This is a genomic window from Promicromonospora thailandica (genome assembly GCF_024171955.1).
Taxonomy (GTDB): Bacteria; Actinomycetota; Actinomycetes; order Actinomycetales; family Cellulomonadaceae; genus Promicromonospora; species Promicromonospora thailandica.
The window spans coordinates 139,097-165,015 of sequence record NZ_JAMTCS010000001.1 but is presented as its reverse complement, the minus strand read 5'-3'; the positions used below and the strand labels follow the sequence as shown (position 1 = coordinate 165,015).

30 protein-coding genes are annotated in these 25,919 nt (G+C 74.0%); 15 read left to right on the top strand and 15 right to left on the bottom strand.

Annotated elements, in window-relative coordinates; translation table 11 throughout:
- The first annotated feature begins 20 nt into the window (after positions 1–20).
- Positions 21–473 (top strand): ribose-5-phosphate isomerase, encoded by a 453-nt coding sequence (locus tag APR03_RS00810; RefSeq protein WP_253831822.1) that lies wholly within the window; start codon positions 21–23, stop codon positions 471–473.
- Positions 466–1,479 (top strand): Fpg/Nei family DNA glycosylase, encoded by a 1,014-nt coding sequence (locus tag APR03_RS00805; protein WP_253831820.1) that lies wholly within the window; start codon positions 466–468, stop codon positions 1,477–1,479. Before APR03_RS00810 ends, APR03_RS00805 begins: the two co-directional genes overlap by 8 nt.
- Before the next feature lie 37 nt (positions 1,480–1,516).
- On the opposite strand, the gene APR03_RS00800 is transcribed toward APR03_RS00805, so the two are convergent.
- Positions 1,517–2,833, bottom strand: a complete 1,317-nt coding sequence (locus tag APR03_RS00800; RefSeq protein ID WP_253831818.1) for a GNAT family N-acetyltransferase — start codon at positions 2,831–2,833, stop codon at positions 1,517–1,519.
- 77 nt (positions 2,834–2,910) lie between these two features.
- Between APR03_RS00800 and APR03_RS00795 the strand changes: the two genes are divergently transcribed.
- Positions 2,911–3,294: an MGMT family protein gene (locus tag APR03_RS00795; protein ID WP_253831816.1), complete on the top strand. Its 384-nt coding sequence runs from the start codon at positions 2,911–2,913 to the stop codon at positions 3,292–3,294.
- 58 nt (positions 3,295–3,352) lie between these two features.
- Here the strand turns inward: APR03_RS00795 and APR03_RS00790 are convergent, their stop codons facing one another.
- Positions 3,353–4,465 carry an LLM class F420-dependent oxidoreductase gene (locus APR03_RS00790; RefSeq protein WP_253831814.1) on the bottom strand — a complete coding sequence of 371 codons (1,113 nt, stop codon included), beginning with the start codon at positions 4,463–4,465 and terminating at the stop codon, positions 3,353–3,355.
- Between the two features lie 99 nt (positions 4,466–4,564).
- Here APR03_RS00790 and APR03_RS00785 point away from each other — a divergent pair, with 99 nt between their 5' ends.
- Positions 4,565–4,957 (top strand): MmcQ/YjbR family DNA-binding protein, encoded by a 393-nt coding sequence (locus APR03_RS00785; protein WP_253831812.1) that lies wholly within the window; start codon positions 4,565–4,567, stop codon positions 4,955–4,957.
- Between the two features lie 12 nt (positions 4,958–4,969).
- Here the strand turns inward: APR03_RS00785 and APR03_RS00780 are convergent, their stop codons facing one another.
- The 4 genes from APR03_RS00780 to cysK all read right to left on the bottom strand — a co-directional run bounded on the left by APR03_RS00780 (position 4,970) and on the right by cysK (position 7,941).
- The gene (locus APR03_RS00780) at positions 4,970–5,983 is read right to left on the bottom strand and encodes an SdpI family protein (RefSeq protein WP_253831810.1); all 1,014 of its coding nucleotides are present in this window, start codon (positions 5,981–5,983) and stop codon (positions 4,970–4,972) included.
- On the bottom strand, positions 5,980–6,333 hold the full coding sequence (locus tag APR03_RS00775; protein ID WP_253831808.1) for a GntR family transcriptional regulator: 354 nt from the start codon (positions 6,331–6,333) through the stop codon (positions 5,980–5,982). The genes APR03_RS00780 and APR03_RS00775 overlap by 4 nt, the downstream gene beginning before the upstream one ends.
- Positions 6,334–6,409: 76 nt before the next feature.
- Positions 6,410–7,006, bottom strand: a complete 597-nt coding sequence (epsC, locus tag APR03_RS00770; protein ID WP_253831805.1) for a serine O-acetyltransferase EpsC — start codon at positions 7,004–7,006, stop codon at positions 6,410–6,412.
- Positions 7,006–7,941: a cysteine synthase A gene (gene cysK / locus APR03_RS00765; protein WP_253831802.1), complete on the bottom strand. Its 936-nt coding sequence runs from the start codon at positions 7,939–7,941 to the stop codon at positions 7,006–7,008. The genes epsC and cysK overlap by 1 nt, the downstream gene beginning before the upstream one ends.
- A gap of 547 nt (positions 7,942–8,488) precedes the next feature.
- On the opposite strand from cysK, the gene APR03_RS00760 reads away from it, so the two are divergent.
- A complete protein-coding gene (locus APR03_RS00760; RefSeq protein ID WP_253831800.1) occupies positions 8,489–8,818 on the top strand; it encodes a nuclear transport factor 2 family protein in 330 nt (109 codons plus the stop codon).
- Positions 8,819–8,858: 40 nt separating this feature from the next.
- Here APR03_RS00760 and APR03_RS00755 read toward each other — a convergent pair whose 3' ends face one another.
- The 5 genes from APR03_RS00755 to APR03_RS00735 form a co-directional block, all read right to left on the bottom strand.
- Positions 8,859–9,473, bottom strand: a complete 615-nt coding sequence (locus APR03_RS00755; RefSeq protein ID WP_253831798.1) for a hypothetical protein — start codon at positions 9,471–9,473, stop codon at positions 8,859–8,861.
- Positions 9,474–9,564: 91 nt separating this feature from the next.
- Positions 9,565–10,386: a 23S ribosomal RNA methyltransferase Erm gene (erm, locus tag APR03_RS00750; protein ID WP_253831796.1), complete on the bottom strand. Its 822-nt coding sequence runs from the start codon at positions 10,384–10,386 to the stop codon at positions 9,565–9,567.
- Between the two features lie 197 nt (positions 10,387–10,583).
- Positions 10,584–12,875, bottom strand: coding sequence for an FtsX-like permease family protein (locus tag APR03_RS00745; protein WP_253831794.1), 2,292 nt, complete (start codon positions 12,873–12,875; stop codon positions 10,584–10,586).
- Positions 12,872–13,621, bottom strand: coding sequence for an ABC transporter ATP-binding protein (locus APR03_RS00740; protein ID WP_253831792.1), 750 nt, complete (start codon positions 13,619–13,621; stop codon positions 12,872–12,874). The genes APR03_RS00745 and APR03_RS00740 overlap by 4 nt, the downstream gene beginning before the upstream one ends.
- A complete protein-coding gene (locus APR03_RS00735) occupies positions 13,618–14,139 on the bottom strand; it encodes a PadR family transcriptional regulator (RefSeq protein ID WP_253831790.1) in 522 nt (173 codons plus the stop codon). The genes APR03_RS00740 and APR03_RS00735 overlap by 4 nt, the downstream gene beginning before the upstream one ends.
- A gap of 89 nt (positions 14,140–14,228) precedes the next feature.
- Here APR03_RS00735 and APR03_RS00730 point away from each other — a divergent pair, with 89 nt between their 5' ends.
- Positions 14,229–15,821: a peptide chain release factor 3 gene (locus tag APR03_RS00730; RefSeq protein ID WP_253831788.1), complete on the top strand. Its 1,593-nt coding sequence runs from the start codon at positions 14,229–14,231 to the stop codon at positions 15,819–15,821.
- Between the two features lie 37 nt (positions 15,822–15,858).
- Positions 15,859–17,049 (top strand): AI-2E family transporter, encoded by a 1,191-nt coding sequence (locus tag APR03_RS00725; RefSeq protein ID WP_253831786.1) that lies wholly within the window; start codon positions 15,859–15,861, stop codon positions 17,047–17,049.
- Positions 17,050–17,070: 21 nt separating this feature from the next.
- On the opposite strand, the gene APR03_RS00720 is transcribed toward APR03_RS00725, so the two are convergent.
- A complete protein-coding gene (locus APR03_RS00720; RefSeq protein ID WP_253831785.1) occupies positions 17,071–17,448 on the bottom strand; it encodes a MerR family transcriptional regulator in 378 nt (125 codons plus the stop codon).
- Positions 17,449–17,507: 59 nt separating this feature from the next.
- Between APR03_RS00720 and APR03_RS00715 the strand changes: the two genes are divergently transcribed.
- Positions 17,508–18,236, top strand: a complete 729-nt coding sequence (locus tag APR03_RS00715) for an SDR family oxidoreductase (protein WP_253831783.1) — start codon at positions 17,508–17,510, stop codon at positions 18,234–18,236.
- A 154-nt stretch (positions 18,237–18,390) separates the two neighbouring features.
- Here APR03_RS00715 and APR03_RS00710 read toward each other — a convergent pair whose 3' ends face one another.
- Positions 18,391–19,140 carry an alpha/beta fold hydrolase gene (locus APR03_RS00710; protein ID WP_253831781.1) on the bottom strand — a complete coding sequence of 250 codons (750 nt, stop codon included), beginning with the start codon at positions 19,138–19,140 and terminating at the stop codon, positions 18,391–18,393.
- A gap of 58 nt (positions 19,141–19,198) precedes the next feature.
- The gene (locus tag APR03_RS00705) at positions 19,199–19,819 is read right to left on the bottom strand and encodes an amidohydrolase family protein (RefSeq protein ID WP_253831778.1); all 621 of its coding nucleotides are present in this window, start codon (positions 19,817–19,819) and stop codon (positions 19,199–19,201) included.
- A gap of 221 nt (positions 19,820–20,040) precedes the next feature.
- On the opposite strand from APR03_RS00705, the gene APR03_RS00700 reads away from it, so the two are divergent.
- The gene (locus APR03_RS00700) at positions 20,041–20,601 is read left to right on the top strand and encodes a hypothetical protein (RefSeq protein ID WP_253831776.1); all 561 of its coding nucleotides are present in this window, start codon (positions 20,041–20,043) and stop codon (positions 20,599–20,601) included.
- Between the two features lie 23 nt (positions 20,602–20,624).
- Here the strand turns inward: APR03_RS00700 and APR03_RS00695 are convergent, their stop codons facing one another.
- Positions 20,625–21,578, bottom strand: coding sequence for an NAD(P)/FAD-dependent oxidoreductase (locus APR03_RS00695; RefSeq protein ID WP_253831774.1), 954 nt, complete (start codon positions 21,576–21,578; stop codon positions 20,625–20,627).
- A 90-nt stretch (positions 21,579–21,668) separates the two neighbouring features.
- Between APR03_RS00695 and APR03_RS00690 the strand changes: the two genes are divergently transcribed.
- From APR03_RS00690 to APR03_RS00665, 6 genes are all read left to right on the top strand, one after another.
- Complete coding sequence (locus APR03_RS00690; RefSeq protein WP_253831772.1) at positions 21,669–22,256, top strand: helix-turn-helix transcriptional regulator; 588 nt, start codon at positions 21,669–21,671, stop codon at positions 22,254–22,256.
- 145 nt (positions 22,257–22,401) lie between these two features.
- Positions 22,402–22,935: a hypothetical protein gene (locus tag APR03_RS00685; RefSeq protein ID WP_253831770.1), complete on the top strand. Its 534-nt coding sequence runs from the start codon at positions 22,402–22,404 to the stop codon at positions 22,933–22,935.
- Between the two features lie 474 nt (positions 22,936–23,409).
- Positions 23,410–23,862, top strand: a complete 453-nt coding sequence (locus APR03_RS00680; protein ID WP_253831768.1) for a hypothetical protein — start codon at positions 23,410–23,412, stop codon at positions 23,860–23,862.
- 161 nt (positions 23,863–24,023) lie between these two features.
- A complete protein-coding gene (locus APR03_RS00675) occupies positions 24,024–24,455 on the top strand; it encodes a hypothetical protein (protein ID WP_253831766.1) in 432 nt (143 codons plus the stop codon).
- A 79-nt stretch (positions 24,456–24,534) separates the two neighbouring features.
- Entirely contained in the window at positions 24,535–24,876 is a 342-nt protein-coding gene (locus APR03_RS00670; protein WP_253831764.1) for a hypothetical protein, read from the top strand.
- Positions 24,877–25,355: 479 nt separating this feature from the next.
- Positions 25,356–25,847 carry a hypothetical protein gene (locus APR03_RS00665; RefSeq protein ID WP_253831762.1) on the top strand — a complete coding sequence of 164 codons (492 nt, stop codon included), beginning with the start codon at positions 25,356–25,358 and terminating at the stop codon, positions 25,845–25,847.
- The last annotated feature ends 72 nt before the right edge of the window (positions 25,848–25,919 follow it).

The window sequence follows — 25,919 nt, the reverse complement described above, 5'->3', positions numbered from 1 at the left end:
GGATGGGGGAAGATGTTCCCATGCGCCTGCACATCGCCGCCGACCACGCCGGGTACGACCTCAAGCAGCACCTGGCGGAGTTCCTCACCGCCGCCGGGCACGACGTCGTCGACCACGGGGCCCACGAGCTCGACCCCCAGGACGACTACCCCGCGTTCTGCATCGCGGCGGGCGAGGCCGTCGTCGCCGAGCCGGGTTCGCTCGGCATCGTGATCGGTGGCTCGGGCAACGGCGAGCAGATCGCCGCGAACAAGGTCACCGGGGTCCGCGCCGTCCTCGCGTGGTCCATCCAGACGGCGAAGCTGGGCCGCCAGCACAACGACGCGAACGTGATCGCCGTCGGCGGCCGCATGCACACGCTGGAGGAGGCGACGTCGTTCGTCGAGGCCTTCGTGGCCGAGCCGTTCAGCGGCGACCCGCGGCACCAGCGCCGCATCGACCAGCTCGCCGACTACGAGTCGAAGCGTGCCTGAGGGACATACCGTCCACCGGCTCGCGCGGACGTTCGCCACGCTGTTCGACGGCCAGGTCCTGCGGGTCAGCAGCCCGCAGGGGCGGTTCGCCGACGGCGCCGCGGTGCTCGACGGCCGGCGTCTCGTGGCGAGCGAGGCCTGGGGCAAGCAGCTCTTCCTCGGCTTCGCCGGCGCCGACCGTTCCGCCGCCGGCCCGTCCGCCGCGGGGCCCGACACCCTCTGGCTGCGCACGCACCTCGGCCTGTACGGCGCGTGGACCTTCGCAGGCGCGCCCGACGCGCCCGAGGTGGCGCACGCGATCGGCGCCCCGCGCCGCCGCATCGGCGAACGCGACTCGATCCCGTCCGTGCCAGGCCCTCAGGTCGCCCGGGTGACCTCAGCGTCCGACACGTGGGAGGTGCCGGCGCCGCGCGGGCAGGTGCGCGTGCGACTGCTCGGCGACCACGCCGTCGCCGACCTCACCGGTCCCACGGCCTGCGAGGTCGTCACGCCGGAGGAGAAGCGGGCGGTCGAGGCGCGCCTCGGCCCCGACCCCATCCGGGACGACGGCGACCCCGCGGCGTTCGTCGCGGCTGTCGGCCGGTCCCGCGTGACGATCGGCCAGCAGCTCATGGACCAGGCCGTCGTCGCCGGCGTGGGCAACATCTACCGCGCCGAGGTGCTGTTCCGGGCCGGCGTGGACCCGCTGCGGCCCGGCCGGGACGTCCCCGCGGCCACGGTCCGCGAGATCTGGGACGACCTCGTGGTCCTGATGCGCGACGGCGCCGACCACGGCGCCATCGTCACCACCCGCCCGGAGCACCGGACCCCGGTCTCGCCGGACGGTGCCCCGGCGCCGGGCCGCACCCGGCAGAACACGGACGGCACCCCCGGGTCCGTCCCCTCCGACCAGGCGTTCTACGTCTACCACCGCGACGGCCTGCCCTGCCGGGTCTGCGGTACGCCGGTGCTGGTCAAGGAGCTCGCGGGCCGCAACCTCTTCTGGTGCCCCACCTGCCAGCCCTGACCCGCGTGGGCGTGGCGTCCGAGAACGACCGGCGCGGTCAGAACACCCAGGAGGCGCCCGGTGCCACCGGCCAGCCGAACGCCGCGCTCGCCCGGGGGAGCGCCTCGGGGCGGTGCACCGTGACCAGGCCCGCCGCCGCCAGCGTCGCCAGCGACGTGCCCCCGAGGTAGGCCGCCCCGAGCTCTCGCACGTCGAGCGACAGGTCCGCCGTCGTCTGCCCGTCGAGGCGGTCCGACCCGTCGAGGCGGTCCACCGTGGCCGGGCCGAACGCCTCGGCCCGCAGGTGGTACACGCCGGCGTTCGCCGGCAGCCGGGAGTCGGTCACCGCGAGCGTGACGTCGACGTCGGCGGCGTACCGGCGTCCGGCCAGGGCGGCGGCCACGTCCACCAGACGGACCCACAGGTTGTCCGGCGTACGGGGCGCCGCCGCGCGCAGGTTCACGAGGAGCTGCGTGATCACGTCGTCGACCGGCAGCACGAACGGGCTGACCTCGTTCGTCAGGTCCAGGTCGAGCAGCGCACCCCACAGCGCCCGCGCCGCGGCGGCGTCCAGCGCCACGACCTCGCCGGTGCTGACCTGGCCGCGGGGACCGGTGGGCTCCCAGGCCAGGCTCCGGCGGAACGTCACGTAGCCGCGCGGCTCGCCGTCGAGCTCGACGATCATGATGCGCCGCGCCTCACGACCGCCGCGGTGCAGCGGCGCGTCGTGCCAGAGCACGGCCTGCAGCTCCTCGGTCTCCCGGGTGACCCAGCCGGGCCGGTTGAGGCCGGGCACGCCCGCGGGCGCCGCCCCCGCCGCGCGGTGCAGCCGGTCGACGATCTCGCCGTGGCGCTCGCGGGAGGCCACCTCGACGCGGACGGTGTGCTGCTCCGCGCCGGGCACGTCGCGCAGGGCGGCGCCGCGCGGGACGTCGAGGCGCAGGTCGTTGGCGGCGTGGCCGTAGCCGAAGCGGCCGTAGATCGCGGCCTCGGCGGCGAACAGGGCGCTGAGCGGCTCTCCGCGTTCGACGCAGCGCGCCAGGTGCAGGTCGATCATCGCCGAGAGCAGCCCGCGACGCCGGTGCTGGGGGTGCACGCCCACCCAGGTCAGGCCCGCCGTCGGCAGCTCGGCGCCCGGGACGGGGAAGCGCGCGAACGGGTAGGACGCGTGGAACGCGACGAGGTCGTCGGCGCCGTCGGCCTCGACACCGACGGTGCGCTCCCAGGTCAGCGGGGACGGCGTGGAGTCGAGGTCGTCGGGCGAGTGCGCGGAGGGGAACGCCCAGGCGTCCAGCTCGGTGGCGAGCCGCCGGTCGGCGGAGGTCAGCGTGCGCCAGCGGTACCCCGCGGGCAGGGCGGTCCGGGGAAGTGCCATGGTCCGATCCTCGCACCGCGGGGCAAGCGGATATCGGTCTCGGGAGCACCGTCAGAGGCTCCGTCTAGCATCGAGCCGTGACTGCTGCAGAGAGCCCGGGCGACGGCCCCGACGAGTACGCGGCCGCGGTGCTCGACGTCGTGCTGCGCGTCCCCTCCGGCCGCGCGACGACGTACGGGCTCGTCGCGGAGATCGTCGGCGAGCAGCTCGGCCGCGGCGGCCCGCGGCAGGTCGGCAGCGTCATGGCGGGTTCCGGCACCCGGTACGCGCACCTGCTGCCGGACGACGCCGGCGAGGTGCCCTGGTGGCGCGTCGTCAACGCCGCGGGCTCCCCGCCACGGCACCACCTGACCGAGGCCCTCGACGCGCTGCGGGCGGAGGGTTGCCCGCTGACCCGGGACGGGCAGCGCGTCGACCTCCGCCGTGCGGTGTGGTTCCCGGACGACGATCCGCCCCGCTGAGTGCTGGACATTCGCCCCTCCGGCACGCGGCAGAGGGCGAATGTCCAGCACTCAGCGGTCAGGGCTTTGTGGGGGCGAGCCGGGCCAGCAGGGTGCCGGCCGTGGCGCGGGTGCGGCCGGCCAGGGAGGCGTCCTGGGTCGCGGCCAGCAGCGCGAGCATCGACGACGGGTCGCCCTGCACCAGCATCGTCGTGATCGCGGTGCTCTCCCAGGTGGGCAGCTCGCGGCGGATCTTGTCGATCGGGCCGACCAGCGCGATCTCCTCGACGAGCTGCGTCGGCACGGCCGCGGCGGCCTCGTCCTTGCGGCCCGCGAGGTACAGCTCCTGCACCTTGTCGAGCGGTTCCGCGTACCCGAGCCGGTCGAGCGACTGCTTGTGGAAGTTGGCCTCCTTGGCCCCCATCCCGCCCGCGTACAGCGCGACGTAGGGGCGGATGACGTCGGCGGCCGCCTCGACGTCGTCCCGCACCACGACGGGGACCGTGGCGCACACCTCGAACCCGTCGGACGGCGACCGCTCCGCCGACCGGGCGTCGAAGCCCTGGGAGAGCAGCGCCCGGAACTCGCCGTCCATGCGCGGCGCGTAGAAGCCGGCCATCCAGCCGTCGGCGATCTCGGCGGCCAGGGCCACGTTCTTGGGACCCTGCGCGGCCAGCACGATCGGGATCTCCGGCCGGTACGGGTGCACCGTCGGCTTGAGGGCCTTGCCCAGCCCGGTGGCCCCCGGCGCCTCGGCGGACAGGGGCAGCTGGTAGAACGAGCCGTCGTGGGTCACGGGCGCCTCGCGTCGCATCACCTGCCGCACGATGTCCACGTACTCGCGGGTGCGGGCCAGCGGGCGCTTGTACGGCTGCCCGTACCAGCCCTCGACGACCTGCGGCCCCGAGGCGCCGAGCCCGAGCACGAACCGCCCCTTCGACAGGTGGTCCATGGTCAGGGCCTGCATGGCGGTCGCCGTCGGCGTGCGGGCGGAGAGCTGGGCGATCCCCGTGCCGAGCCGGACGTTCCGGGTACGCGCACCCCACCAGGCGAGCGGCGAGAAGGCGTCGGAGCCGTAGGCCTCCGCGGTCCAGACCGAGTCGAGGCCGAGCTTGTCGGCGGCCAGGATGAACTGCTGGATGCCCTTCGGGGGCCTGCGGGACCAGTAACCGGTCTGGAATCCGATGCGCATGGGTTCACCTCGTCGTGGGGGACGGCTTACCCGGGACGGCGCGTCCCAGGTATTGCGCACACCCTACCGGTCCCGCGCACCCCTGGTTACGGTGGGCACGTGGCCACCATCGACGACGCCGCCCGGCTCGCCCTCGCGCTGCCCGACACGGCCGAGGGACTGAGCCACGGCAACCGCTCCTGGTCGGTCGGGCGCAAGGCCTTCGCGTGGGAGCGCCCGTTCACCAAGGCCGACCTCAAGCGGTTCGGCGACGACCCCGTCCCCGAGGGGCCGATCCTCGGGGTGCGGGTCGAGGACCTCGAGGAGAAGGACGCGATCCTGGCCGAAGGCAGGCCGGGCTTCTTCACCATCACCCACTTCGACGGCTACCCGGCGCTGCTCCTCCAGCTCGACCGCGTCCCGGAGCCGGCCCTCCGCGAGGCCCTGGTCGACGCCTGGCTCGCCACCGCGCCCCGGCCGCTCGCCGAACGCCACGCGGACCGCCTGCGGTGACGCCGGTCCCGTTCACGACCCGGACGGCGTCCGCGCCCGCTCCGCCATCGTGTTCAGGAGGGCCGCCGCGTCCTTGGCGCCGTCCACCGTGACGACGAACCCCCGGCCCGCGGTCCGTTCCACCGCCAGGCCCTCGCCCCGGCGCAGCACCATGCCCGTGCGGCCCGACCCGTCCAACGACATGCGCCACCCCCAGCCGCCGAAGTGACGCAGCGGGTCCACCGCGGTCACCGTCGCCCGCACCACCTCGTCCGCCGGGATCCGAGTACGCGGCCAGCCGAGCGCCGACCGCACCGTGAGCCCGTCCCGGTCGACCCGCACGGTGACCGCGGAGATCGCCAGCGCGAGCAGCACGACCAGCGCCGGAACCGCGAGCAGCACCCAGGTCCGGCTCAGGACCGCCGCCGCGGCGGTCGCCAGCACCACGGCCGCCAGGATCGCCACCGCCGGGCGGGCGATGGTCGCCCGGCCGATCCAGGCCGCCCGCTCCCCGGACGCCAGGTCCGCCCGCTCCACACCAGGCGCGAGCGGGCCCGACGCGGGCGCACGCGGATCGGCCGGCACGAGCATCACGGCGACCAGGGCGAGCACGCCGGGGCCGAGGACGGCGCCGAGCAGCACCCAGCCCGGCGTCACCGCCCCGGACGCGTCCGCGAGCCCGCGCTGGACCCACAGGCTGCCCGCGAGGACCGCCCCCAGGAAACCGCCGATCCACACGTTCAGGCCCACCGAGAGCCGGCGGGCGCCCGCGGACCGGCCGCCGAAGAAACCGATCGCGGAGAACAGGGCCACGAGGATCGCTCCCGTGACCAGGAGCACCGTGACGAAGGCGCCGAGCGACATGAACCCGTCCGGCCCGCCGTCACCCGGCCAGTGCGTCGCGACCGGGTCGGGCAGGCTGTCGCGCCAGGAGAGGGCCAGGCCGGCGGCCACGCCGAGCAGTGACAGGCCGCAGAGCGCGCTGATCGCGATCTGCCCCGCGCGGCTGTGCCCGAACCGCCGGTGCAGCAGGATTCCCGTGGTCATCTCATCGCCTCCTTGACGAGGGTCGCTGTGGCATCGGGGGAGAGGTGCGCCGCCCGGGCGGCGCGGATCAGGTCGGCCATCGCCCGCTCGACGGCCGAGAGGTCGGCCTGGGCGCGACCCGTCACGACGGCCCCCCGCCCCCGGCGCAGGTCGACCAGGCCTTCGTCCCGCAGCACCTGGTAGGCCTTCAGGACGGTGTGGACGTTGACGTCGAGCGCCTCGGCCAGCTCGCGCGCCGCCGGCAGGCGTTCGCCGTGCGCCAGGTTCCCCTTGGCGACGCCCACGCGCACCTGGGCGACGAGCTGCTCGAAGAGCGGCTCGTCGCTGCTGGGGTCGATCCGGAACATCATGGCCCTAACTCTACTTGCTCTACTCGAACTAGAACAAGTACTCGCCGCGATCGGCGGACGAGATCAACCCGCGGCGTCAGATGATGTACTCGATGAGCTCCGACGGGTCCTCCGTGCGGGACCGCTCCGCGACGGGCGCGTGCGGCACCCGGACGCGCGCCGGGATGCCGACGGCGACGGCGCCCGCGGGCACGTCCTTGACCACCACGGCGTTGGCGCCGACCTGCGCGTCGTCCCCGACCCACACCGGCCCGAGCACCTTGGCGCCCGCGCCGACGGTCACGCGGTCGCCCAGCGTGGGGTGCCGCTTGCCGCGGTTCAGCGACCGGCCGCCGAGCGTGACGCCGTGGTAGAGCATCACGTCGTCGCCCACCACCGTGGTCTCACCGATCACGACGCCCATGCCGTGGTCGATGAACAGCCGGCGGCCCAGCCGGGCGCCGGGGTGGATCTCGATGCCCGTGGTCGCGCGCGCGAGCTGCGAGAGCAGCCGCGCGGGGAGCCGCAGCGCCGGGTTGCGCCACAGCCGGTGCGCCGCGCGGTGCGCCCAGACGGCGTGCACCCCGGGATAGGCGAGGGCCACCTCCAGCCGGGACCGCGCGGCGGGGTCGTGGGCGCGCGCGGCGTCCAGGTCCTCGGCGAGAACCCGGAACAGCGCGCGCACCCCCGCCATCAGTCGACCAGGCCCTCGAACAGCGGGGTGGACAGGTAGCGCTCGCCGAAGTCCGGGACGATCACGACGATCGTCTTGCCGGCGTTCTCCGGGCGCTTGGCGACCTCGAGCGCGGCGGACAGCGCGGCGCCCGACGAGATGCCGACGAGCAGGCCCTCCTCCTGGGCCGCGCGCCGCGCGAACTCGATGGCGGTGCCGACGTTCACGTCGATGACCTCGTCGTACACCGTGGTGTCCAGGATCTCCGGCACGAAGTTCGCGCCGATGCCCTGGATCTTGTGCGGGCCGGGCGCGCCGCCGTTCAGGATGGGCGACTCCTCGGGCTCGACGGCCACGACCTTGACCTCGGGCTTGCGCTCCTTGAGCACCTGGCCCACGCCGGTGATGGTGCCGCCGGTGCCGATGCCGGACACGACGATGTCCACGGCGCCGTCGGTGTCGGCCCAGATCTCCTCCGCGGTGGTCTCGCGGTGGATCTTCGGGTTGGCCTCGTTGGCGAACTGCCGGGCCAGGACGGCGCCCGGACGCTCCTGGGCGATCTTCTCGGCCGCCGCGACGGCGCCCTTCATGCCCTCGGAACCCGGCGTGAGCACCAGCTCCGCGCCGTACGCCCGCAGCAGTGCGCGGCGCTCCTTGGACATGGTCTCGGGCATCGCCAGGACGACCTTGTAGCCGCGGGCGGCGCCCACCCAGGCCAGGGCGATACCCGTGTTGCCGGAGGTGCCCTCGACGATCGTGCCACCCTCCTTGAGCTCGCCGGACGCCTCGGCCGCGTCGATGATCGAGACGCCGATGCGGTCCTTGACGGAGTTCGCCGGGTTGTAGAACTCGAGCTTGGCGAGCACCGTCGCCTCGAGGCCCTCGGTCAGCCGGTTGAGCTTGACGAGGGGTGTGGAACCGATGAGCTTGGTCGCGTCGTCGTAGATGCGGGCCATTGTTCTTCCTTCGCTGTGTGGCGGGTGGGGCTTGGTCGTACGACGTCGGCGCCGGGCTCGTGCACGGGCGAACCGGTACCGGCGCGGAGCGTCTGGAGCGGGGTGCGAGGGGCTGGAGCGGCACGCGCGCCGCCGGACCTCGGCTCGGGGGCCGGGGGTGAGGGCGCGCGGACGCTCTACAGACAGCCTCGGGGGTCGTGGTCCGACACGCACGTCCGGCGCACGGCGGCGTCGGGGCCGACGGCGGTGGGGAGTGCGGAGCGCACGGTGCTCAAGACGTCCTCCCTGCGTGAGGCGGGCCGGGTGGCCCGCGGGTGCGTGGTCCTCGGCGGGCCCGGGGGCTCGCCTGCAGCAGGTTACGTGGGGCACGACCCTGAGACAAGATCTGTCTCAGGTATCGATCATCTCGATGGTTCGTGCCTCTGGCGGTTCTACGAGCTCCGCACCACCGCCTGAGAGGGACCACCGATCCCTGGCTGTCGCGCGCGAGCGTGCTTATGGTCGTGCCGACCGAGCAGATGCCGATCGGAACGCATGGAGGCCCGACATGGCTCAGACCGACCTTCCCGCCGTCGTCCAGGAGTTCATCGACGCCACGAACGCGGGTGACACCGAGCGGTTCGTCGCCACGTTCACCGACGACGCGTACCTCAACGACTGGGGCCGGGAGTTCCACGGCCACGACGGCGTGCGCAGCTGGAACGAGACCGACAACATCGGCATGAAGAGCCAGTTCGAGCTGGTCTCCGCGGAGCCCGGCTCCGAGCCCGGCGCGTACACCGCCACGATCACGGTGGCCAGCAACCGCTTCAACGGCACCGGGCCGTTCAAGTTCGTGGTGCGCGACGGGAAGATCGCGAGCCTCGTCCTGAGCTGAGTCCTCAGCTGAGGCGTGAGCTGAGACCTGAGCCGAAGCACTACCAGAGCGCGACCTCGGCGCCCAGCTCCAGCCCGTCCTCGGTGGCCCGGGCCGACGAGATGGCCACCTGGCTCTCGCCCTCCGGGAACGTGACGCCCTCGGTGAGCTGGTTCAGCCGGGGGTCGCCGATCTGGTCCGCGACCGCCGACACGGGGAGGCTGAGCCCTGCGAACCGGACCGTGTCCGCGCGGACCACTGCCCGGCCGTCCTCCGCCGACACGTCGAGCAGCACGTCCACGGTCTGGGTGCTGCCGCCCACGGGCAGCGGCACCCGGGCCACGAGCGCGCCGGCCTCGGCGGCGACCTCCAGCCCGGGCAGCTCCGTCGCGGACTGCGCCATGCCCGTCAGGGACTCGGGTGCGACGTGCACGCGGAGCGTGACCGCACCCGTCGCGACCTGCCAGAGGGCGGGCGTGTCGTCGCGCGCGACCGTCACCCCGGCGGGGAGCTCCCGCGCGGCGGTACCGATCCGGTCGTCGATGAGGCCGCGCAGCACCACCTCGGCGACGACGCCGAGCACCACCAGCACCCCCACCACCGTGGCCACGACGATGATCCAGCGGCGGCGGGGGCGGGTGGGTGCGCTCGGGGCGACGGCGATGTTCGACGACATGGCCCCTATTCGACCCCACGGATCGGCGGGAGCGATGGCGAACCGCGGGGCATCCCGTGACGGCTCACCACGAAGGGTCACCGAGGAGGGGTCATCGGCCGCGGCTCGCGACCGTGAACGCCACCACCCACGCCCGGGCGTCCAGGTCGCGCGGCAGCGCACCCGGCGCGACCCGGTGCTCGCGGGCCCAGCGCCGCACGTCGGCCCGGGACAGCCCCTGCCGCACGAGGATCTCGTGCAGGCCACGACCCGGACCGTTGAACACCGCGGCGGCGAAGCGCTGGTAGTCGCGGCGGCGGGCCACCGGCAGCAGCGGCTCGGCGCGGCGGTCGAGCAGGAGGATCCCCGCGTCGACGCTCGGCCGGGGGCGGAACGCCGCGGCCGGGACGCGCCGGTCCAGCCGGGGCGCGAACCACGGCCACCACTGCGCGGTCAGGAGGGTCGCGCCGCCCACCGCGGCGCGCTTGCGCGCGACCTCCCACTGCGTGACGAGCACGGCACGCTGCCAGTCGGGCAGCGTGAACAGGCGCCGCAGCACGGGGGTGGTCAGGTGGAACGGCACGTTGCACACCAGGTCGTAGGGGTCGGACGGCGGTGCGTGGCGCAGGATGTCGGCGCGCGTGACCGTGACGTTCGCCGGCACGACCCGGGCCAGCCGGGCGGTCGAGCGCGGGTCGATCTCGACGGCCTCCACCGGACGGCCCAGCCGGGCCAGCGGCAGGGTCAGCGCGCCGCGGCCGGCGGCCCACTCGACGAGCGGACGGTCGGCGTCCGGGACGAGGTCGACCACACGGTCGACGACCTCGCGGTCGACCAGCAGGTTCTGGCCCAGCTCGTGGGCGCCGGCGGTGGCGCGGCCGGGCGGAGAGGCCGGCCGGGAGACGGGCGTGCGTACGGAACGGTTGCGCGACATGGTGCGTGCTCCAGGATTCGTCGGCTGAGAGGAATCCGGGCAGCACGAACGCGCCGCCCGGCGGATGCCGGCGGCGCGGAGCGCGCTGGGTGTGGTGAGCGTTCCGCGCCGCTAGCGGGCGGAACGCTGCCTGATCATGGCGTTCATAGCGGAACCGACCCTAGGAGCCGGCACGCGACAGGCACCAGGTTTTTTCGTCACTCGCTGCGCAGGCCCTCCGGGCGGGTCAGCCGCCACAGCAGGGGCAGACCGGCCGCGGTGGTGAGCAGCACCACGAGGGCCGCCACGCCCGCCGTCGTGCCCACGCCCGCCCAGTCGAACGAGAGCGGCGCCTCGACCGCGACCTGCAGCCCGAGCGCGAGCACGCTGCCCGTCGCCACCGCCAGGAGCAGACCGAGCGCCACGGGCACGGCCACCTGGAGCAGCACCGACGCGCTCAGGGTGCGGCGTCGCGTGCCGAAGGCCACCAGCACCGCGAGGAGCCGGCGCCGCTCACGCAGCTGCTCGACCACGTTGACGAGCATGCTCGCCCCGATCAGCACGAGCAGCGCCACCGTGCCGACCAGCAGCACCTGCCGGATGCCACCGAGCGCGGTGGCGATGCCGCGGGCCTCGATCGACGCCGCGTACGCCCGCGGGTCCACCTGGGCCGCGGCCGTGCGCATGAGGTCGAGCGCGTCGGGGACCGCCGGGTCGAGGGCGACGTAGGCGGTGACCGCCATGACCTCCGGGCGCACGCCGGCCAGGGCCCCGGGCGTGACGAGGATGCGGGCCGGACCGCCGCCGTCCATCACGGCGACCGTGCCCGGGGCGGGGTCCGCCGACCGGGTCGACGCCGGCAGCGTCCACGGCGCGGAGCCGCCGCCGTCGAGCACGTACGCGCTGCCGGCCGGGGGCGCGGCGGCGCCGTCCGGCACGACGACGAAGACGTCGCCGTCGGTGCACGCCCCGACCTGGGCCTCCTGGGCGAGCACGGCGCACGGGCCCGACTCGAGGATCACCTCGTCGGGACCCAGAGCCCCACCTCCCGCCGGCTCCGCCGCGAGCGAGGTCAGGGTGCCGACGTCGGTCACGCCCCGCGCCGCCGAGAGCTCCCGGGTCCAGGCCGCGACCTCGTCGGCGTCCGCGTCGATGTCCAGCACGCTCGCCTGGTACGTGGTGGTGTCCGCCGTCGTCTCGGCCGTGAGCGCGCCGATCGCGCCCACGATCCCCTGCAGAGCGACGAGCCCGGCCACCGAGACCGCGATGCCGGACACCGCACGCACCGCCGTGCCGCTGTCGAGCTGCAGGCGCCGGACCGCGAGGTCCCACGCGACGCCGCCCGGCCCGAGCCGGTGCACGGTCGCCTCCACGAGCCACGGCAGCACCAGCGCCACGCCGGTGAGCAGCAGCACGAGGCCCGCCACGATCATCACCTGGGTGCCCGCGCTCGCGTCGAGGCCCGTGACCAGCGGGTGCAGCAGCACCACGCCGGCGGCGGGGACGACGAGCCGCCACCACAGCCGACGACGGCGCTCGCCGCTGCGCCGGACCACGCCGAGCGGCTCGACCACTACCTGGCGCAGGGCCGCGAGCGTCACCAGCACGGTCGTGACCGGCACCAGGAGCACGACGAGGCCGACCAGCCACGGCACCGGCCGGAAATCCTGCGGGTAGAAGCTCAGGTTGCCCGGCACCAGGCTGCCGGCCACCCGGCTGACCAGGGCGAACAGCAGCGCCCCGAGGCCGAGCCCGAGCACGGCGCCGGCCAGCGTCTCGCCGGCGGCGACCCGGCGGGTCATGGCGGCGTCGGCCCCGACGAGGCGCAGCGCGGCCAGCCGGCGGTCCCGGCCCTCGCTGCCGAAGCGGACCGCCGTGCTGACGAAGATGCCGACCGGCAGCAGGAGCACGACCATGCCGACCAGGGCCAGCAGCACGAGCACGGGGCTCATGGCCTCGGCGTCCCCCCGCGGGGCGCCGAACGTCTGGAGGCGATCGGCGGTGTCGGGCGTGAGCTCGTCGGTGCCGAGGTAGAAGGTCAGCTCACCCGGGCCGGTCAGACCCTCGGGGGCGATGAGGCCCACGACCTCCTCGCCCCAGCGGCCCCGCAGCGCGGCGCCGTCGTTCGAGGCGAGGAGCCGGTCGAGCGCGGGGGAGAGCACGATCTCGCCGGGCGCGAGCTGCCGGTCCACGCCCGGGGGCAGCGGGGCGTCGGGGGACTCGGGCTGGAGCAGCCGCCCCTCCACGGCCGCGTCGTGGTAGACGGACCGGACGGGCGCGGTGAGCACGGTCGGGGCGCCGGCGTCGACGGTCTGCTGCGTCTCGACCCAGCGGGCGTCCGCGCGGTCGGCACGGGCGTCGAGCACCGCCGGGAGGGCCGCCGCGACCAGGAGCATCGTCACCCCGAGCCCCACGCCGGCGGCGATCAGGCCGAGCCGCACCCAGCCGGACCGGCCCCCGCCCACGCTCAGGCGCACGCCGAGGGCGAGGTCGGCCGCCCAGCGCGTCATCGGACGTGCTCCATGGTCCGCACGCGACCGTCGCGGACGACGGCCTCGTGGTCGGAGTACGCGGCCACGCGCGCCTCGTGCGTCACGAGCACGACGGCGGCCCCGGTCTCCCGCGCCGCCGCGACGAACAGCTGCATGACGCGTTCGCCGTTCAGGCTGTCGAGCGCGCCGGTCGGCTCGTCGGCGAACACGACGCGCGGCCGGGTCACCAGGGACCGCGCCACGGCGACGCGCTGTCCCTGTCCGCCGGACACCTGGCCGGGCCGCTTGCCCGCGACGTCGGACACCTCCAGGCGCTCCAGCCACGCCGCCGCGCTGCGCAGGGCGGCGCGGCGCGGGGCGCCGTTCAGGCGCAGCGGCAGGGCCACGTTCTCCAGGCAGGTGAGCTCGGGCACGAGCTGGCCGAACTGGAACACGAGGCCGAGCTCGGTGCGGCGCAGCGCGCTGCGCTCGGAGTCGTGCATGGCGGTCAGGTCGCGGCCCGCGTAGGTCACGCGGCCGGCGTCGGGGTGCAGGATGCCGGCGAGGCAGTGCAGCAGCGTCGACTTGCCGGACCCGGACGGGCCCATGAGGGCGAGCACCTCGCCGGCGTGCACCGCGACGGACGCCGAGTCGAGGGCGACGGTGGTGCCGAACCGCAGGTGCAGGTTCTCGGCGACGAGCAGGGGTTCGGTGGCCATGGTGGTCTCCCGGGGCGTGGGCGTGGGCGTGGGCGTGGGCGTGGGCGTGGGCGGGGTGCGGGTCACGGCCGCACGTGCGCGGCGAGCTGCTGCACGCGGGCCGCGGTCAGCTCGAGCCAGCGCAGGTCGGCCTCGAGGTGGAACAGGGCGTGGTCGCAGACGAGCTGGTCTGCGAGGTCGCCGCCGTCCTTGCGGCGGGTGAGCTCGCGCATGAGGCGCAGGTGCTCGGCGCGCTGCGTGTCGAGCACGGCGTCGGCGTCGTGCCCCGTGAGCAGCGCGAGCACGACCTTGGTGTAGAGGGTGCTCTGCAGGTAGGGCTCGGGCTTCTCCGGCTGGGCGAGCCAGGCGGCGACGTCGGCCACGCCGGCGTCGGTGACCGCGTAGCGCTTGCGCTCGGGACCCGCCCCGGGCTCCGACTCGACCTCGACGAACCCGTTCTTCAGCAGCCGGGCGAGCGTCGAGTAGACCTGACCGTAGGCCAGGGGACGGTCGGCGCCGAAGCGCTCGTCGTAGGAGCGCTTCAGGTCGTACCCGTGGCGGGGGCCGCCCTCGAGCAGCCCGAGCAGTGCGTGTCCAACACTCATGCGCGGCACTATACACACGGTGTATACACTCGGTGAACCCTGCGCTTGCGACGCCTGGGCCGGTAGCTGGACCGGTAGAGTGGTCCGACGTGACCGTCCTGACCTCTGACGCCCGGCCGGTCGCGGCCGAGGCGGCGCGGCGCCGCAGCATCGCCGTCATCTCCCACCCGGACGCGGGCAAGTCGACCCTGACCGAGGCGCTGGCCCTGCACGCGCACGCCATCGAGGAGGCGGGGGCGGTGCACGGCAAGGGCAACCGCGCCGGCGTGGTCTCCGACTGGCTCGAGATGGAGCAGAAGCGCGGCATCTCGATCACCTCCGCGGCACTGCAGTTCGCGTACGGCGACGTCGTGATCAACCTGCTGGACACCCCCGGCCACGCCGACTTCTCCGAGGACACCTACCGCGTGCTCACGGCGGTCGACGCCGCCGTCATGCTGCTGGACTCGGCCAAGGGCCTGGAGCCGCAGACCCTCAAGCTGTTCGAGGTGTGCCGCCGCCGCGGCGTCCCGGTCATCACGTTCGTCAACAAGTGGGACCGGCCCGGCCGCGAGGCGCTGGAGCTGTGCGACGAGCTGGAGGAGCGCATCGACCTGCGCCCCACGCCCCTGACCTGGCCGGTGGGCGAGGCCGGGCGGTTCGTCGGCCTGCTGGACCGGGTCACCGGCGAGGTGCGCACCTACCGCCGCGCGCCGGGCGGCGCGTCGATCGCGGAGGAGACGCTCCTGTCCGCTGCCGACGCGGCCCGGGAGCTCGGCGACGACCACACCGAGGCCGTCGAGAGCGTGCAGCTCCTGGACCCGGTCGACCGGGAGTCGTTCCTGGCCGGCACGACCTCGCCGATGCTGTTCGGCGCGGCGCTGGCCAACATCGGCGTGCGGCAGCTCCTGGACGCCGTCGTCGACCTCGCTCCCGCCCCGGGCGCGCGGCCGGACGCCGCGGGGGCGCCGCGCGACGTCGACCAGCCGTTCAGCGGCTTCGTGTTCAAGATGCAGGCCGGGATGGACCCGCACCACCGCGACCACGTCGCGTTCATCCGGGTGTGCTCGGGCCGGTTCGAGCGCGGCATGGTGGTCACGCACGAGCGCACGGGGCGTCCGTTCGCCACCAAGTACGCGCTGTCGGTGTTCGGCCGGGAACGCTCCACGGTCGAGGACGCCTACCCGGGCGACGTCGTGGGCCTCGTCAACGCGAGCACGCTCGCCGTCGGCGACACCGTGTTCGACGCCGCCGGCCCGAAGGTCGCCTTCCCGCCCATGCCCGTGTTCGCGCCCGAGCACTTCGCCGCCGCGCGCGTCGCGGACCCGGGCCGGTCCAAGCAGTTCCGCAAGGGCATCGCCCAGCTCGAGCAGGAGGGCGTGGTCCAGGTGCTCGTGTCCGAGGTGCGCGGCGACGGCAACCCGATCCTCGCCGCCGTGGGCCCGCTGCAGTTCGAGGTGGCGACGTTCCGCATGGAGCACGAGTTCTCGGCGCCCATCCGGATGGAGACCCTGGGGCTCTCGCTGGCCCGCGAGGTCGCGCCCGCGCACCTCGACACGGTGGCCGCCTACCCGGGCGTCGAGGTGGTGCGGCGCGGCGACGGCACGCCGCTGGTGCTGCTGCGCGACGTCTGGCACGCGCGGGCCTTCGAGCGCGCCCACCCGGACGTGCCGCTGGTCCCGCTGGTCGCCAGCGGCGTGTAGCGCCGCGCCCGGGCGGACGGAGCACTACGGTCTGGGCATGACGTCGTCCCGCTCGTCCGAGCCCGGTGGGACCGGCCCCGACGGGCCGCCCGAACCCCAGGCGCCCTCCGGTCCGGGACCTGCCCCGGTGGACCCGCCCGAACCACCGCCGGGTGCCCCGGACTCGCGGCGCCCGCCCCGCTGGCTGCCACGGGCGCTGTTCATGGCCGTGGCCGCGGTGTTCCTCGGCATCTTCACGTGGAACGCGATGGGCGCCCTGGAGGGGCTCTTCGTCAACGTGCTCATCGCCGTCTTCATCGCGCTCGCCCTGGAGCCCGGCACCGTCTGGCTGGTGCGGCGCGGGTGGCGGCGGGGCCTGGCGGCGGCGACCACCCTCCTCGGGTCGCTCGTCGTGGTGGCCGTGCTGCTGACGCTGTTCGGCAACCTCTTCGTGCAGCAGCTCGTCGCGCTCGCGCAGTCGGTCCCGCGGCTCTACACGAGCCTGCAGACCTTCGTGGAGGGCAGGTTCGACGTCGTGGTGCCCGACTCGGACAACCTGCTGCGCCAGGCGCTGGACGAGTTCGGCGACGACGTCGCGTCCGGGGCGCTGCTCGTGGGCACCACGCTGGTGGGCGGGCTGCTGGCGACCCTGACGATCCTGCTCGTGGCGTACTACCTGCTCGCCGCCGGGCCGCGGTTCCGGGCGGCCGTCTGCGGGTGGCTGACGCCCGCGCGGCAGCAGGAGATGCTGCACCTGTGGGAGGTCACGCAGGGCAAGGTGTCCGACTACATCGGCTCCCGCGTGGTGCTGGCCGCCGTCTCCACGGTGGTCACGTTCGTGTTCCTCGCGGTTCTGCAGACGCCGTACGCCGTGCCGCTCGCCGTCTTCGTCGGCGTGGTGTCCCAGTTCGTGCCGACGATCGGCGCCTACCTCGGTGGCGCGCTGCCCACGATGGTGGCCCTGACGGCACAGGGCTGGCCGCAGGCGCTGGGTGTGCTCGCGTTCGTCATCGCGTACCAGCAGTTCGAGAACCTGTACCTGGCGCCCAAGGTGTCGGCGCGGGCCCTGGAGATGAACGCCGCGGTGAGCCTGCTGGTCGTGCTGGCCTTCGGCGCGGTGTTCGGGGTGCTCGGCGCGTTCCTGGCGCTGCCCGTCGCCGCGACGATCCAGGCCGTCGCCACCACGTACTTCCGGCGGCACGAGCTGGTGGAGTCGCACATGCTCCGCGACCCGGGGACGGCGGGCTGACCGGCCCGGGTGGCGGGTCGCCTACGGATGGGCGTTCGTGACCTCGATGATCTCGTCGAGACGGTCCAGGGCGCTCTGCAGGTCGTCGACCTTGGCCTGGATGCGGTCGCGCTCCGTGCGCAGGATGGCCCGCTGGGCGGCGTCCGTGTGCCCGGACTCCATGCAGGGGAGCATCTCCGCGATGGTCCGGCTGGTCAGGCCGGCGGCGTACATCTGCTGGAAGAACCGCACGTAGTCCACGGTGCCGGGGGCGTAGAGGCGCTGGCCGGACGGGCTGCGCTCGGCGGAGATGAGTCCCTGCTGCTCGTAGTAGCGCACGGCACGCACCGAGACGCCGGCGGCCCGCGCGACCTCGCCGATGCGGATCAGCGGCTCGGCCGCCACCTCTGTGATCGTCATGACACTCCTCGGTTCGCTGGTTGACCCTGACGTCAGCGTCAGGTTTTAGCGTACCCGACATGGACATCAAGAACTCCGTAGCACTCGTCACCGGCGCCAACCGCGGGCTCGGCCGCGCCTTCGCCCAGCGGCTCCTCGACCGAGGCGCCCGGAAGGTCTACGCCACGGCCCGCCGGCCGGAGACGGTCGACCTGCCCGGCGTCGAGGTCCTGGCCCTCGACGTCACCGACCCGGCCTCCGTACGCGCCGCCGCCCAGGCCGCGTCCGACGTCACCCTCCTCGTCAACAACGCGGGCATCTCCACGGGCGCCGGTCTCGTGACCGGCTCCCTCGACGACGTGCGGTTCGAGCTGGAGACCAACATGTTCGGCAGCCTCGCGACCATCCGGGAGCTCGCGCCGGCGCTCGCGGCGAACGACGGGGGAGCGATCGTCAACGTCCTGTCGGCCATGTCCTGGTTCGGCGTCAGCGGGGCGAACGCCTACCACCTCGCCAAGGGCGCGGCCTGGGCCATGACCAACGGCGTCCGCCTCGAGCTGGCCGAGCAGGGCACGCTGGTCACGGCGGTGCACCTGGGGCTGGCCGACACCGACATGGCCGCGGGGATGAACGTGGCCAAGATCGCGCCGGCCGACCTGGCCGACGCCGCGCTCGACGGCGTCGAGGCAGGATCGACGGAGGTGCTCGCCGACCAGTGGAGCCGCGACGTCAAGTCCTGGGTCCAGCTTGCACCGGAGGACCGGGACGCGCAGATCGCCCGCGGTCTGGCGGCGATGGCGGGAGCCTGACGGGCGGTCCACCCCTACGAGTAACACCGTTGAGTGCGGGATCTTCGCCCTTTTTCGGGTGCCAGGAGGGCGAAGATCCCGCACTCAACGGTCAGTGCGGCCAGGGCGTCGACGTCGCGGCCGATTAGGGCTGCCGGTGTCGACCTGTCGCGTGTCAGGAGCTCAGAAAGGCGAGGAGCCGCGCGGTGAACCACTCCGGACGCTCCAGGGGCAGGCCGTGGCCCGCGCCGGGCACCACCTCCAGCTCGGTGCCGGGCAGGCGCTCGTGGAGGGTGCGCATGCCGCGCACCAGCGCCAGGGGCTCGCGGCTGCCGGCCAGCAGCAGCGCTCGCCCGGGGAAGTCCGGCCAGGCCGTCGGCGCACGGAAGGCGGCGTTCTCGGCGAGCAGCGCCACCAGGTCGGCCGTCGGCAGCGCCCGCACGGTGCGCAGGTAGTCGTCGAACAGGGCGTCGGGCACGGACATGGACCGCGCCTGGAGCCGCGCGAACCAGGGCTGCCGGCCCAGGGGTGCCGTCGTGCGGACGAGGGCGAGGCTCGCGCGCGTGAACGGCACCGGCTCGGTGAGCGCGCTCACGACGACGACCCGCGAGACGAGGTCCGGGTGCGCCGTGGCCAGCGCGAGCGCCAGCTGCGCGCCGAAGGAGAACCCGGCCACCGCGACCTCGCGGCCGTCCGCGAGGGGCCGCAGCAGGCCGGCGAGGCGTTCCACGAGGTCGGCCGCCGAGGTGAACGGGTCGGCCGCGCTGTGGTCGTGGCCGGGCAGGTCGGGCGCGATCACGCGGTAGCGGTCCCGCAGGGCGGCGACCTGGTGGCGCCACATCCATGCGCCCACGCCCCCGCCGTGCAGGAGGAGCACGACCGGCGCGTCGTCCGGGCCCTCCCGGACCGACCACAGCTCCGCCACGACCGCCTCCGCCGAGCTCGTCCGATGAATCCGGGTCGAGCCTAGCGGCGGCCCCGGCTCAGACCAGCACCTCGCCGTCGCGGGCGACGACCCGGCCCGCTGCGACCACCAGCGCGCGTCGCGGGGCGCGGACCACGGCGTCGGGCACGTTCTCGGCGTCGACCAGCACGACGTCGGCGGGGGCGCCCGGCACCAGGTCGTGCACGGCCCGGCCCACGAAGCGTGCGGCGTCGGACGAGGCGATCCGGGTGGCGGTCACCAGGTCGCCGTCGTACCGGAAGCCGGACAGGCGCGCGAGCTGCGTGGTGAGCCCGAGCAGGTCGCCCGTGCCGTAGGGCGACCATAGGTCGCGGATGCCGTCGGTGCCGAGGCCGACGGCGACGCGGGCGTCGCGCAGCGCGTGCAGCGGCAGGGGCGCCGCGCCGATCGGCGCCACGGTGGTCATCGTGATCCCGGCCTCGCCCATCGCGGCGACCAGGTCGGCCTGGCGCGCGGCCGGGAGCTGGCCGACGGCGAAGCCGTGCGCCACGTTCACCTTGCCCGCGAAGCCGGCGCGCCGGGTCCGGTCGATCATCAGCTCGACCTGGAACGCGCCGAGCTCGCCGCCGTCGTGCAGGTGCACGTCGATGCCGACGCCGTGCCGCTCCGCGATGTCGAACAGCCCGTCGAGCTGGCCCACGGGGTCGCGGTCGATGGAGGCCGGTGCGTGCGGGCGACGCCGACACCGCCGCCCGCCTGGCCCGCTCTCACCTCGACACGAGCCGCGCACAGGCGTCCCGCCGCCGAACGTAGGGTTCGTCGGTCCACCACCGGCTTATACGCCGACGAGCCCTACGTTCGGCGATCGGGGGGTGGGGTTGTGTGGCATCAGGGGGCATTCGAGGGGGTCATACTGGGGTGATGACGACGTCCAGCACGGCCCCTGTTGCGGCAGGCACCGACATCCCGGCAGACCTGCTCTTCCGGGTGCCCCGCGGCAGGGTCCTGCACGGCCGGGGCTGCCGGCGCCTGTCGGCCGACCACCAGGCCGCCCTGCTGCCCGCGACCGAGCTCGACCGGCAGAAGTTCACGGTGTGCAAGGAGTGCCTCGTGTCCCTCGCCGGCCCCGGACGCGGTGACTTCGACTCGTTCGACGCCGCGCTCGAGGCGCTCCCGGTCCCGGCGGCGCACCGGCCCGCCATGCGTGTGATCGCCGAGGGCCTCGACACCACGCGGGTGTGGATCCCGTCGTCCCGCTCCTACGTCGCGGTCTCGGCCGGGCCCGGCCACGAGGCGAGCGCGTACTTCAACAAGGGCTTCGTCGACGTGCAGCAGCCCGACGGCGGGTACGAGCGCGTGCTGATGGCCGGCTTCTCGGGCAAGCAGACCAGCTCGTTCGCGCACGCTCCCGACGCCGCGCCCGCGAGCTGCCCGAGCTGCTACATGCAGCTGCCGGCGACGGGCCGCTGCGACTGCGACTGAGGTCGGCCCGGGCGGCCGCGGGCTCAGGCCATGGCCGCCTCGGTCTCGGCGGTGACCAGGTCCGCGTTGATGTGCGCCCCGGCGAGCGCGCCCGCTGCCGCCGACGAGCCCACCTGCGCGGACGGGTCCGTCACGTTGCCCGCCACCCACACGCCCGGCACGGCGGTGGTGCCCGCCTGGCCGCTGACGACGCGGTTGCCCAGGCCGTTCGGCAGGTCCTCCACGGGCAGTCCGAGCGCCTCGAGCCCGTCCAGGCGCGCGTGCACCCGCGACGCGACCGCGAGCACCCGCCGCGCCACGAGCTGACCATCGGCCAGGACGACGCCGGCCAGCCGGCCCTCGGCGTCGGACATCACCCGGTCGACGGGCGTCTCGACGATGCGGACACCGCGCGCGGTGAGGCGCGCCCGCGCGTCGTCGTCCAGGGCGGTGCCGCCGGACAGGTAGACGAGGTCGTTGGTGAGCTGGCTGAACAGGAGCGCCTGGTGCACCGACGCGGGGCCGGTCGCGAGCACGCCGATCGGCTCGTCGCGCACCTCCCAGCCGTGGCAGTAGGGGCAGTGCACGACGGCGCCGCCCCAGTGCGCGGCCACGCCGGGCACGTCGGGCAGCACGTCGCGCAGACCCGTGGCGACCAGGATCCGGCGGGCGGCGAGGGTGTCGCCGTCGGCCAGGGTGACGGAGAATCGGAGGTCGCCGTCCGGGGCGGGCTCGGCGGCGACCGCCTTGACGACCTCGCCGCTGCGGACGGTGCCGCCGTACCGGCGGACCTCCGCGCGGCCCTGCTCCAGCAGCTCGGCCGGGGGCGTGCCGTCCCGGGCGAGCAGGCCGTGCACGGCCTGGGCGGGGGCGTTGCGCGGCTCGCCGCTGTCGATCACGACCACGGACCGCCGCGACCGGGCCAGCATCAGCGCACCGTTCAGGCCGGCGGCGCCGCCTCCGATCACGATCGCGTCGACGAGGTGGGTCTCAGGCATGGTTCTCCTCTCGGGTGCCGGCGCTCGGGGTCGGGCCGGTACTCCGTCGACGGTAGGCACGCCTTGCCGCAGAAACATACGATCTTGCGTATGACGCAAGAAGATGGCGAGCTGGACGGCCTCGTACGCCAGCGCATCCGCGGCCTGCGGCTCGCCCAGGGCTGGTCGCTGGAGGAGCTGGCCCGCCGGGCCCGGGTCAGCCAGTCCACCCTCAGCCGGATCGAGAACGGGCAGCGGCGGCTCGCCCTGGACCAGCTCGTCACCCTGGCCCGTGCCCTCGACACCTCCCTGGACCAGCTCGTCGAGACCGGGACCGACGACGTCGTCGTCAACCCCACAGTCGACGCCGCCCGCGACCTGAAGCGCTGGCCCGTCCGCGCCGACCCCGGCCTGACCGTGGTGCGCCAGCGCCTCACCCGGCCGGCGCCCGCGGACGCCTCCCGCCTGCGCGCCCACCCCGGACGGGAGTGGCTGGTGGTGCTCAGCGGCACCGCGACGCTGCTGCTGGGCAACCGCCGCCTGCGCGTCGAGACCGACCAGGCCGCCGAGTTCCCCACGATGCTGCCGCACGCGATCGGCGCCGAGGGCGGGCCGTGCGAGATCGTCGCGATCTTCGACCGCGACGCCCGGCGAGGACACCGGGACCCGACCGAGCCCGGCCCGACCCCCCGGCCCTGACCGGGCCGCTCGGCACGCCCGGGCCCCTCCCGCCCCCAAGGTCCGCCGCGAGCAGGCGATCGGGCAGGGTTCCGGCGCCGAAACCCTGCGCAACCGCCTGCTCGCGGCGGGCTTCCACGGGCCGGCCCGGGTGAGAATGGGTGGCATGGCTCGCCGTCGGTCGCACCAGGATCCCGCCACGCTCAGCGCCGCCGAGAAGGAGGAGCTCGCCGAACGGCTCAGGGAACGGGTCTACGTCACGTTCGCGTCGCTCGCCGTCGTCCTCACGCTGCTCGCGCACGCCCACGGGCTCGGCGCCGGGACCGCGGCGGCATCCCTGGCCATCACCGCCGTCGGCACGGTCGCCGCGGCCTGGCTGGCCCAGCTCATCGGCCACCTCGCCGCGCACGGCGGGTTCCCCGACCGCCCCCACCTGACGGCCATGACCCGCACGAGTGCGGGCGCCCTCGTCACGCTGGTGGCACCCCTGATCGCGCTCGCGGCGGCAGGGCTGGGCTGGTGGGAGGTGACGACGGCGCTCCGCGTCGGCACGGGCATCCTGATCGCCTCGCTCGTGCTCATCTCGTGGCTGGGCGTGCGGCGCGTGAAGGTGCCGTGGCCCGCGCGGCTCCTGGCGCTGGGCGTGCTCGCGCTGCTCGCGATGGGGGTCGTGGCTCTCAAGCTGCTGGCGCACGGGTGATGCGCGTCGGGGCGTGCTCCTGGTGCGTCGACCTGCGCGATCAGGTCCCGGACGATCGTGCGATGCGGAAGGCCTGGGTGGCGGAGGCGGTCGCCGACGATCTCGGACGAGGCGGACCGGAGGCGACGCCGGCCGGATGCCGCTCCACGCCGTCGCGGCGCTGAGTGCGTGGGAGTGGTGCGGATCGCACTCCCGCCGGCGGCGACCCTCGCCGGATCCTGGGTCCGCGCACGCGGCTGAGCCTCGGGAGCGAGCGGGTGGCACGAGGCTGGTCTGGGCCTTTGCCTCAACGTACGACTCCGCCAGGTGGCCGGCGCCGGCACCTGTCGGCGTCCGGGGGCGAGGGCCGCGACGCCACCGGTTGATGCATTGACCTGCAGTTCCGCGTCCAGGACGATCACGGGACCAGGGACCGGGAGCACACGGCTCTCCGGCTTGTGCGAAGGGCCGACCGGGCCCGGGAAGGTGTGCGTCGTGGCCTATGACGTGCTGGTCAGCAGCCCCGTCTTCCGTGCGGCGATGGGCATTTCGGCGATGTTCCTACTCTGGATCCTCGTGGCCGTACCGCGTGAGATGCGGCAGCGGCGACGCCGCGGGCTGCGCGTCGACCTCGAGCAGATCGGGTCGGAGCGCGGGGAGGACATCTACCGCGTTGCCGCCGACGTCCGGACGGTCCTCCCGGCGATGCTCGGCGCGCTGGCCACGGCCGTCCAGCTCCTCGCGATGGCAGTTCTCGGTTCGAGGATGCAGGTCGACGACTGGTCGCACTGGCGCAACGCGCTGGCCGTTGTTGCCGTCTGGACCGTGACCGCACGGCAGCTCGGCCGGCCGAACCTGGCGGTGCCCCGCGAGGTTCGCCACGTGCCCGGGCTGCTCGTGGTGCGCTTCCGGGCGCGGCGTGCGCGCAAGGAGGTGACGCGCGAGTGAAGCGGTGGGGGGGCAGCCGGGGTGGGACGAGGTGGCACATGGCTCGCCGTCGTCGCCGCGGCCCACGACTCCTGGCGCACGGGTGAAGTTCGTTCGGGCGTGTTCCCGGTGCGTTGACCTGCGCGATCACATCCAGGACGATCGCGGGACACGCGGCGTGGGTGGATCTCGATGTCTGCCGGTACGGAGGAGAGATGGAAGGGACTGCGGCGTTCGCCGGCTTCGCCGTCGTCATCGGCGTCACGCTCCCGGTCTACGTCTGGGCTGCGGTCACGCTCTGGCGACGGGCCTCTGTGGCGGACCGGATGACAGCGGCCATCCTGGGGATGCGGCTGAGCCTCGGGAACGAACGGGTGGCGCGAGGCTGGGTTCGAGCCTTTGTCCCGACGCTCGTCATGATGGCGTTCGTTCTGATGTGCGCGGTGTCAGGGCTCGTGGGGCCGGAGTACGGGTCGGTGATGCTGGAAGTCGGTCTTGCGGGCGTGGCGCTGTCGATGCTCCTGGCTGGAATCGTCGGCCTGTTCGCACGCCCGAAGTTTCTCGTCCCGCCGCACATGCGGCGCGACCGCAGCCTTTTCGCACGCGACGAGTGAGCCAAGGCCGCCGTGGCGAGCAACGTGCCCGACAGCTCCACCGACCTGGCGAACGGATGGGTGGTCGAGAATGGGTGAGATGGCGAGCGAGATATCGATCCAGGGCAGCATCCTGCTGATCTCGGGCGGCTACGGGCACGATCAAGGCGTCGAAGCAGGGTCTCCGCTTGCCGTCGTGGCACTCACGGTCTTCGGCACGGCGATCATCTATGCCGTCTACGCGACCCTCCGGTCGTGGATCGACGAACGGTGGACCGATGTCCTTGTGTCCCGGATGAAGAACGGCATCGGGCGCGGAGACCTGGAACTCTCCCGGGGGCATGTCAGAGCTTTGCCGGTGATCTGCGTCATCGGGGCGAACACCGTTCTCGACGGATTCGCGCTGACCTTCTTCACGGACCCCCGGTGGAGCACTTCCTGATGTCATGGGTCGGCTGGTTCTGCTGTCGATCCCGGTCAACGGGATCCTGCTGATCGTCTGGGCAGTCATCGTGTACTTCAACAAGCCCGGGTTCCTCGTGTCTCCACACATGAGAGACGATCCTGGGCTGCGAGTTGCGCGACGCCGAAGTGAGCTCTGATCCCGGGTGGCGCGTGTGCCGTTGGTGTCGAGGGTGAACTTTCGCGGCGGCGCCGCTTGATGCATTGACCCGGCGTCCCGTCTCCCGGACGATCACGGGAGATCCGCGACGGGTACACCGCTGCCGGCGACGGACCCACCTGGGTGCCGCTCGTCGACCCGCGGAGCACCCGCGTCATCCGGGCGAGCACCGGGCCGGGGCTTCGTGGTCCTCGGGGCGCTGGGTCTTGTCGTGGTGGCGGCCAGGGAGCTCGCCGCCGGTCCGCGCAGGGTCGGCCCGGACGGGTGGATCCCGGTCGAGCATCAGGGAGGTGGACGAGGTGCTGAGTGAGTCTCCTGCTCTGACGGGCGTACTGGCACTGGCGCTGGTGTCGGCCGCGGCCGTGCACCTCGTCATGGTGGTCGGCTACTGGCGGGGCGATCCCCGCACGGTGGAACGGATGACCACGGCGATGTCGGTGTTCTCGGCGGATGCCGACAAGGTGCGAGGGCACCTCCGGGGGCCGCTGGCGACCAACATCTCCGCGTGGGGCATGGCCGTCGCCGCGGTGGCCGTCTTCGTCTCGGACGCCTTCGACCCGCCGGGCCCGTTCGAATGGTTTGTCGCCCTCGGCGGCATGCTCCTGCTCCTTCTCGGGGTGGCCGCGGACTTCACGATCATCTACCTCAACTGGCCCAAGATCCTGGTTCCACGGCGTCTGCGGTGGGAGCCGGGATTCGTGCGGGTCACGGAAGCCCGGCGGAGCGTGCAGAGCACGAGCAAGAAGAAGGCGGTCCTGGCGCTCTACGACGCGTACAAGAGCTCCTCCTGACAGCGGCCAGGCCCCGCTGGGACCGGCGCCACCGCGTCCGTTAACCGCTAGACAGCTCCCACTCGACCCGGA

What these genes read in the sequence shown, in the direction of transcription:
- APR03_RS00695 (WP_253831774.1), bottom strand. Translation starts at nt 21,578, where the DNA reads ATGCCTGAGACCCACCTCGTCGACGCGATCGTGATCGGAGGCGGCGCC.
- APR03_RS00690 (WP_253831772.1), top strand. Translation starts at nt 21,669, where the DNA reads ATGACGCAAGAAGATGGCGAGCTGGACGGCCTCGTACGCCAGCGCATC.
- APR03_RS00745 (WP_253831794.1), bottom strand. Translation starts at nt 12,875, where the DNA reads ATGACGCGCTGGGCGGCCGACCTCGCCCTCGGCGTGCGCCTGAGCGTG.
- APR03_RS00725 (WP_253831786.1), top strand. Translation starts at nt 15,859, where the DNA reads ATGACGTCGTCCCGCTCGTCCGAGCCCGGTGGGACCGGCCCCGACGGG.
- APR03_RS00715 (WP_253831783.1), top strand. Translation starts at nt 17,508, where the DNA reads ATGGACATCAAGAACTCCGTAGCACTCGTCACCGGCGCCAACCGCGGG.
- APR03_RS00685 (WP_253831770.1), top strand. Translation starts at nt 22,402, where the DNA reads ATGGCTCGCCGTCGGTCGCACCAGGATCCCGCCACGCTCAGCGCCGCC.
- epsC (WP_253831805.1), bottom strand. Translation starts at nt 7,006, where the DNA reads ATGGCGGGGGTGCGCGCGCTGTTCCGGGTTCTCGCCGAGGACCTGGAC.
- APR03_RS00755 (WP_253831798.1), bottom strand. Translation starts at nt 9,473, where the DNA reads ATGTCGTCGAACATCGCCGTCGCCCCGAGCGCACCCACCCGCCCCCGC.
- APR03_RS00780 (WP_253831810.1), bottom strand. Translation starts at nt 5,983, where the DNA reads ATGACCACGGGAATCCTGCTGCACCGGCGGTTCGGGCACAGCCGCGCG.
- APR03_RS00720 (WP_253831785.1), bottom strand. Translation starts at nt 17,448, where the DNA reads ATGACGATCACAGAGGTGGCGGCCGAGCCGCTGATCCGCATCGGCGAG.
- APR03_RS00700 (WP_253831776.1), top strand. Translation starts at nt 20,041, where the DNA reads ATGACGACGTCCAGCACGGCCCCTGTTGCGGCAGGCACCGACATCCCG.
- APR03_RS00810 (WP_253831822.1), top strand. Translation starts at nt 21, where the DNA reads ATGCGCCTGCACATCGCCGCCGACCACGCCGGGTACGACCTCAAGCAG.
- APR03_RS00790 (WP_253831814.1), bottom strand. Translation starts at nt 4,465, where the DNA reads ATGCGCATCGGATTCCAGACCGGTTACTGGTCCCGCAGGCCCCCGAAG.
- APR03_RS00800 (WP_253831818.1), bottom strand. Translation starts at nt 2,833, where the DNA reads ATGGCACTTCCCCGGACCGCCCTGCCCGCGGGGTACCGCTGGCGCACG.
- APR03_RS00760 (WP_253831800.1), top strand. Translation starts at nt 8,489, where the DNA reads ATGGCTCAGACCGACCTTCCCGCCGTCGTCCAGGAGTTCATCGACGCC.
- erm (WP_253831796.1), bottom strand. Translation starts at nt 10,386, where the DNA reads ATGTCGCGCAACCGTTCCGTACGCACGCCCGTCTCCCGGCCGGCCTCT.
- APR03_RS00775 (WP_253831808.1), bottom strand. Translation starts at nt 6,333, where the DNA reads ATGATGTTCCGGATCGACCCCAGCAGCGACGAGCCGCTCTTCGAGCAG.
- cysK (WP_253831802.1), bottom strand. Translation starts at nt 7,941, where the DNA reads ATGGCCCGCATCTACGACGACGCGACCAAGCTCATCGGTTCCACACCC.
- APR03_RS00670 (WP_253831764.1), top strand. Translation starts at nt 24,535, where the DNA reads ATGGCGAGCGAGATATCGATCCAGGGCAGCATCCTGCTGATCTCGGGC.
- APR03_RS00735 (WP_253831790.1), bottom strand. Translation starts at nt 14,139, where the DNA reads ATGAGTGTTGGACACGCACTGCTCGGGCTGCTCGAGGGCGGCCCCCGC.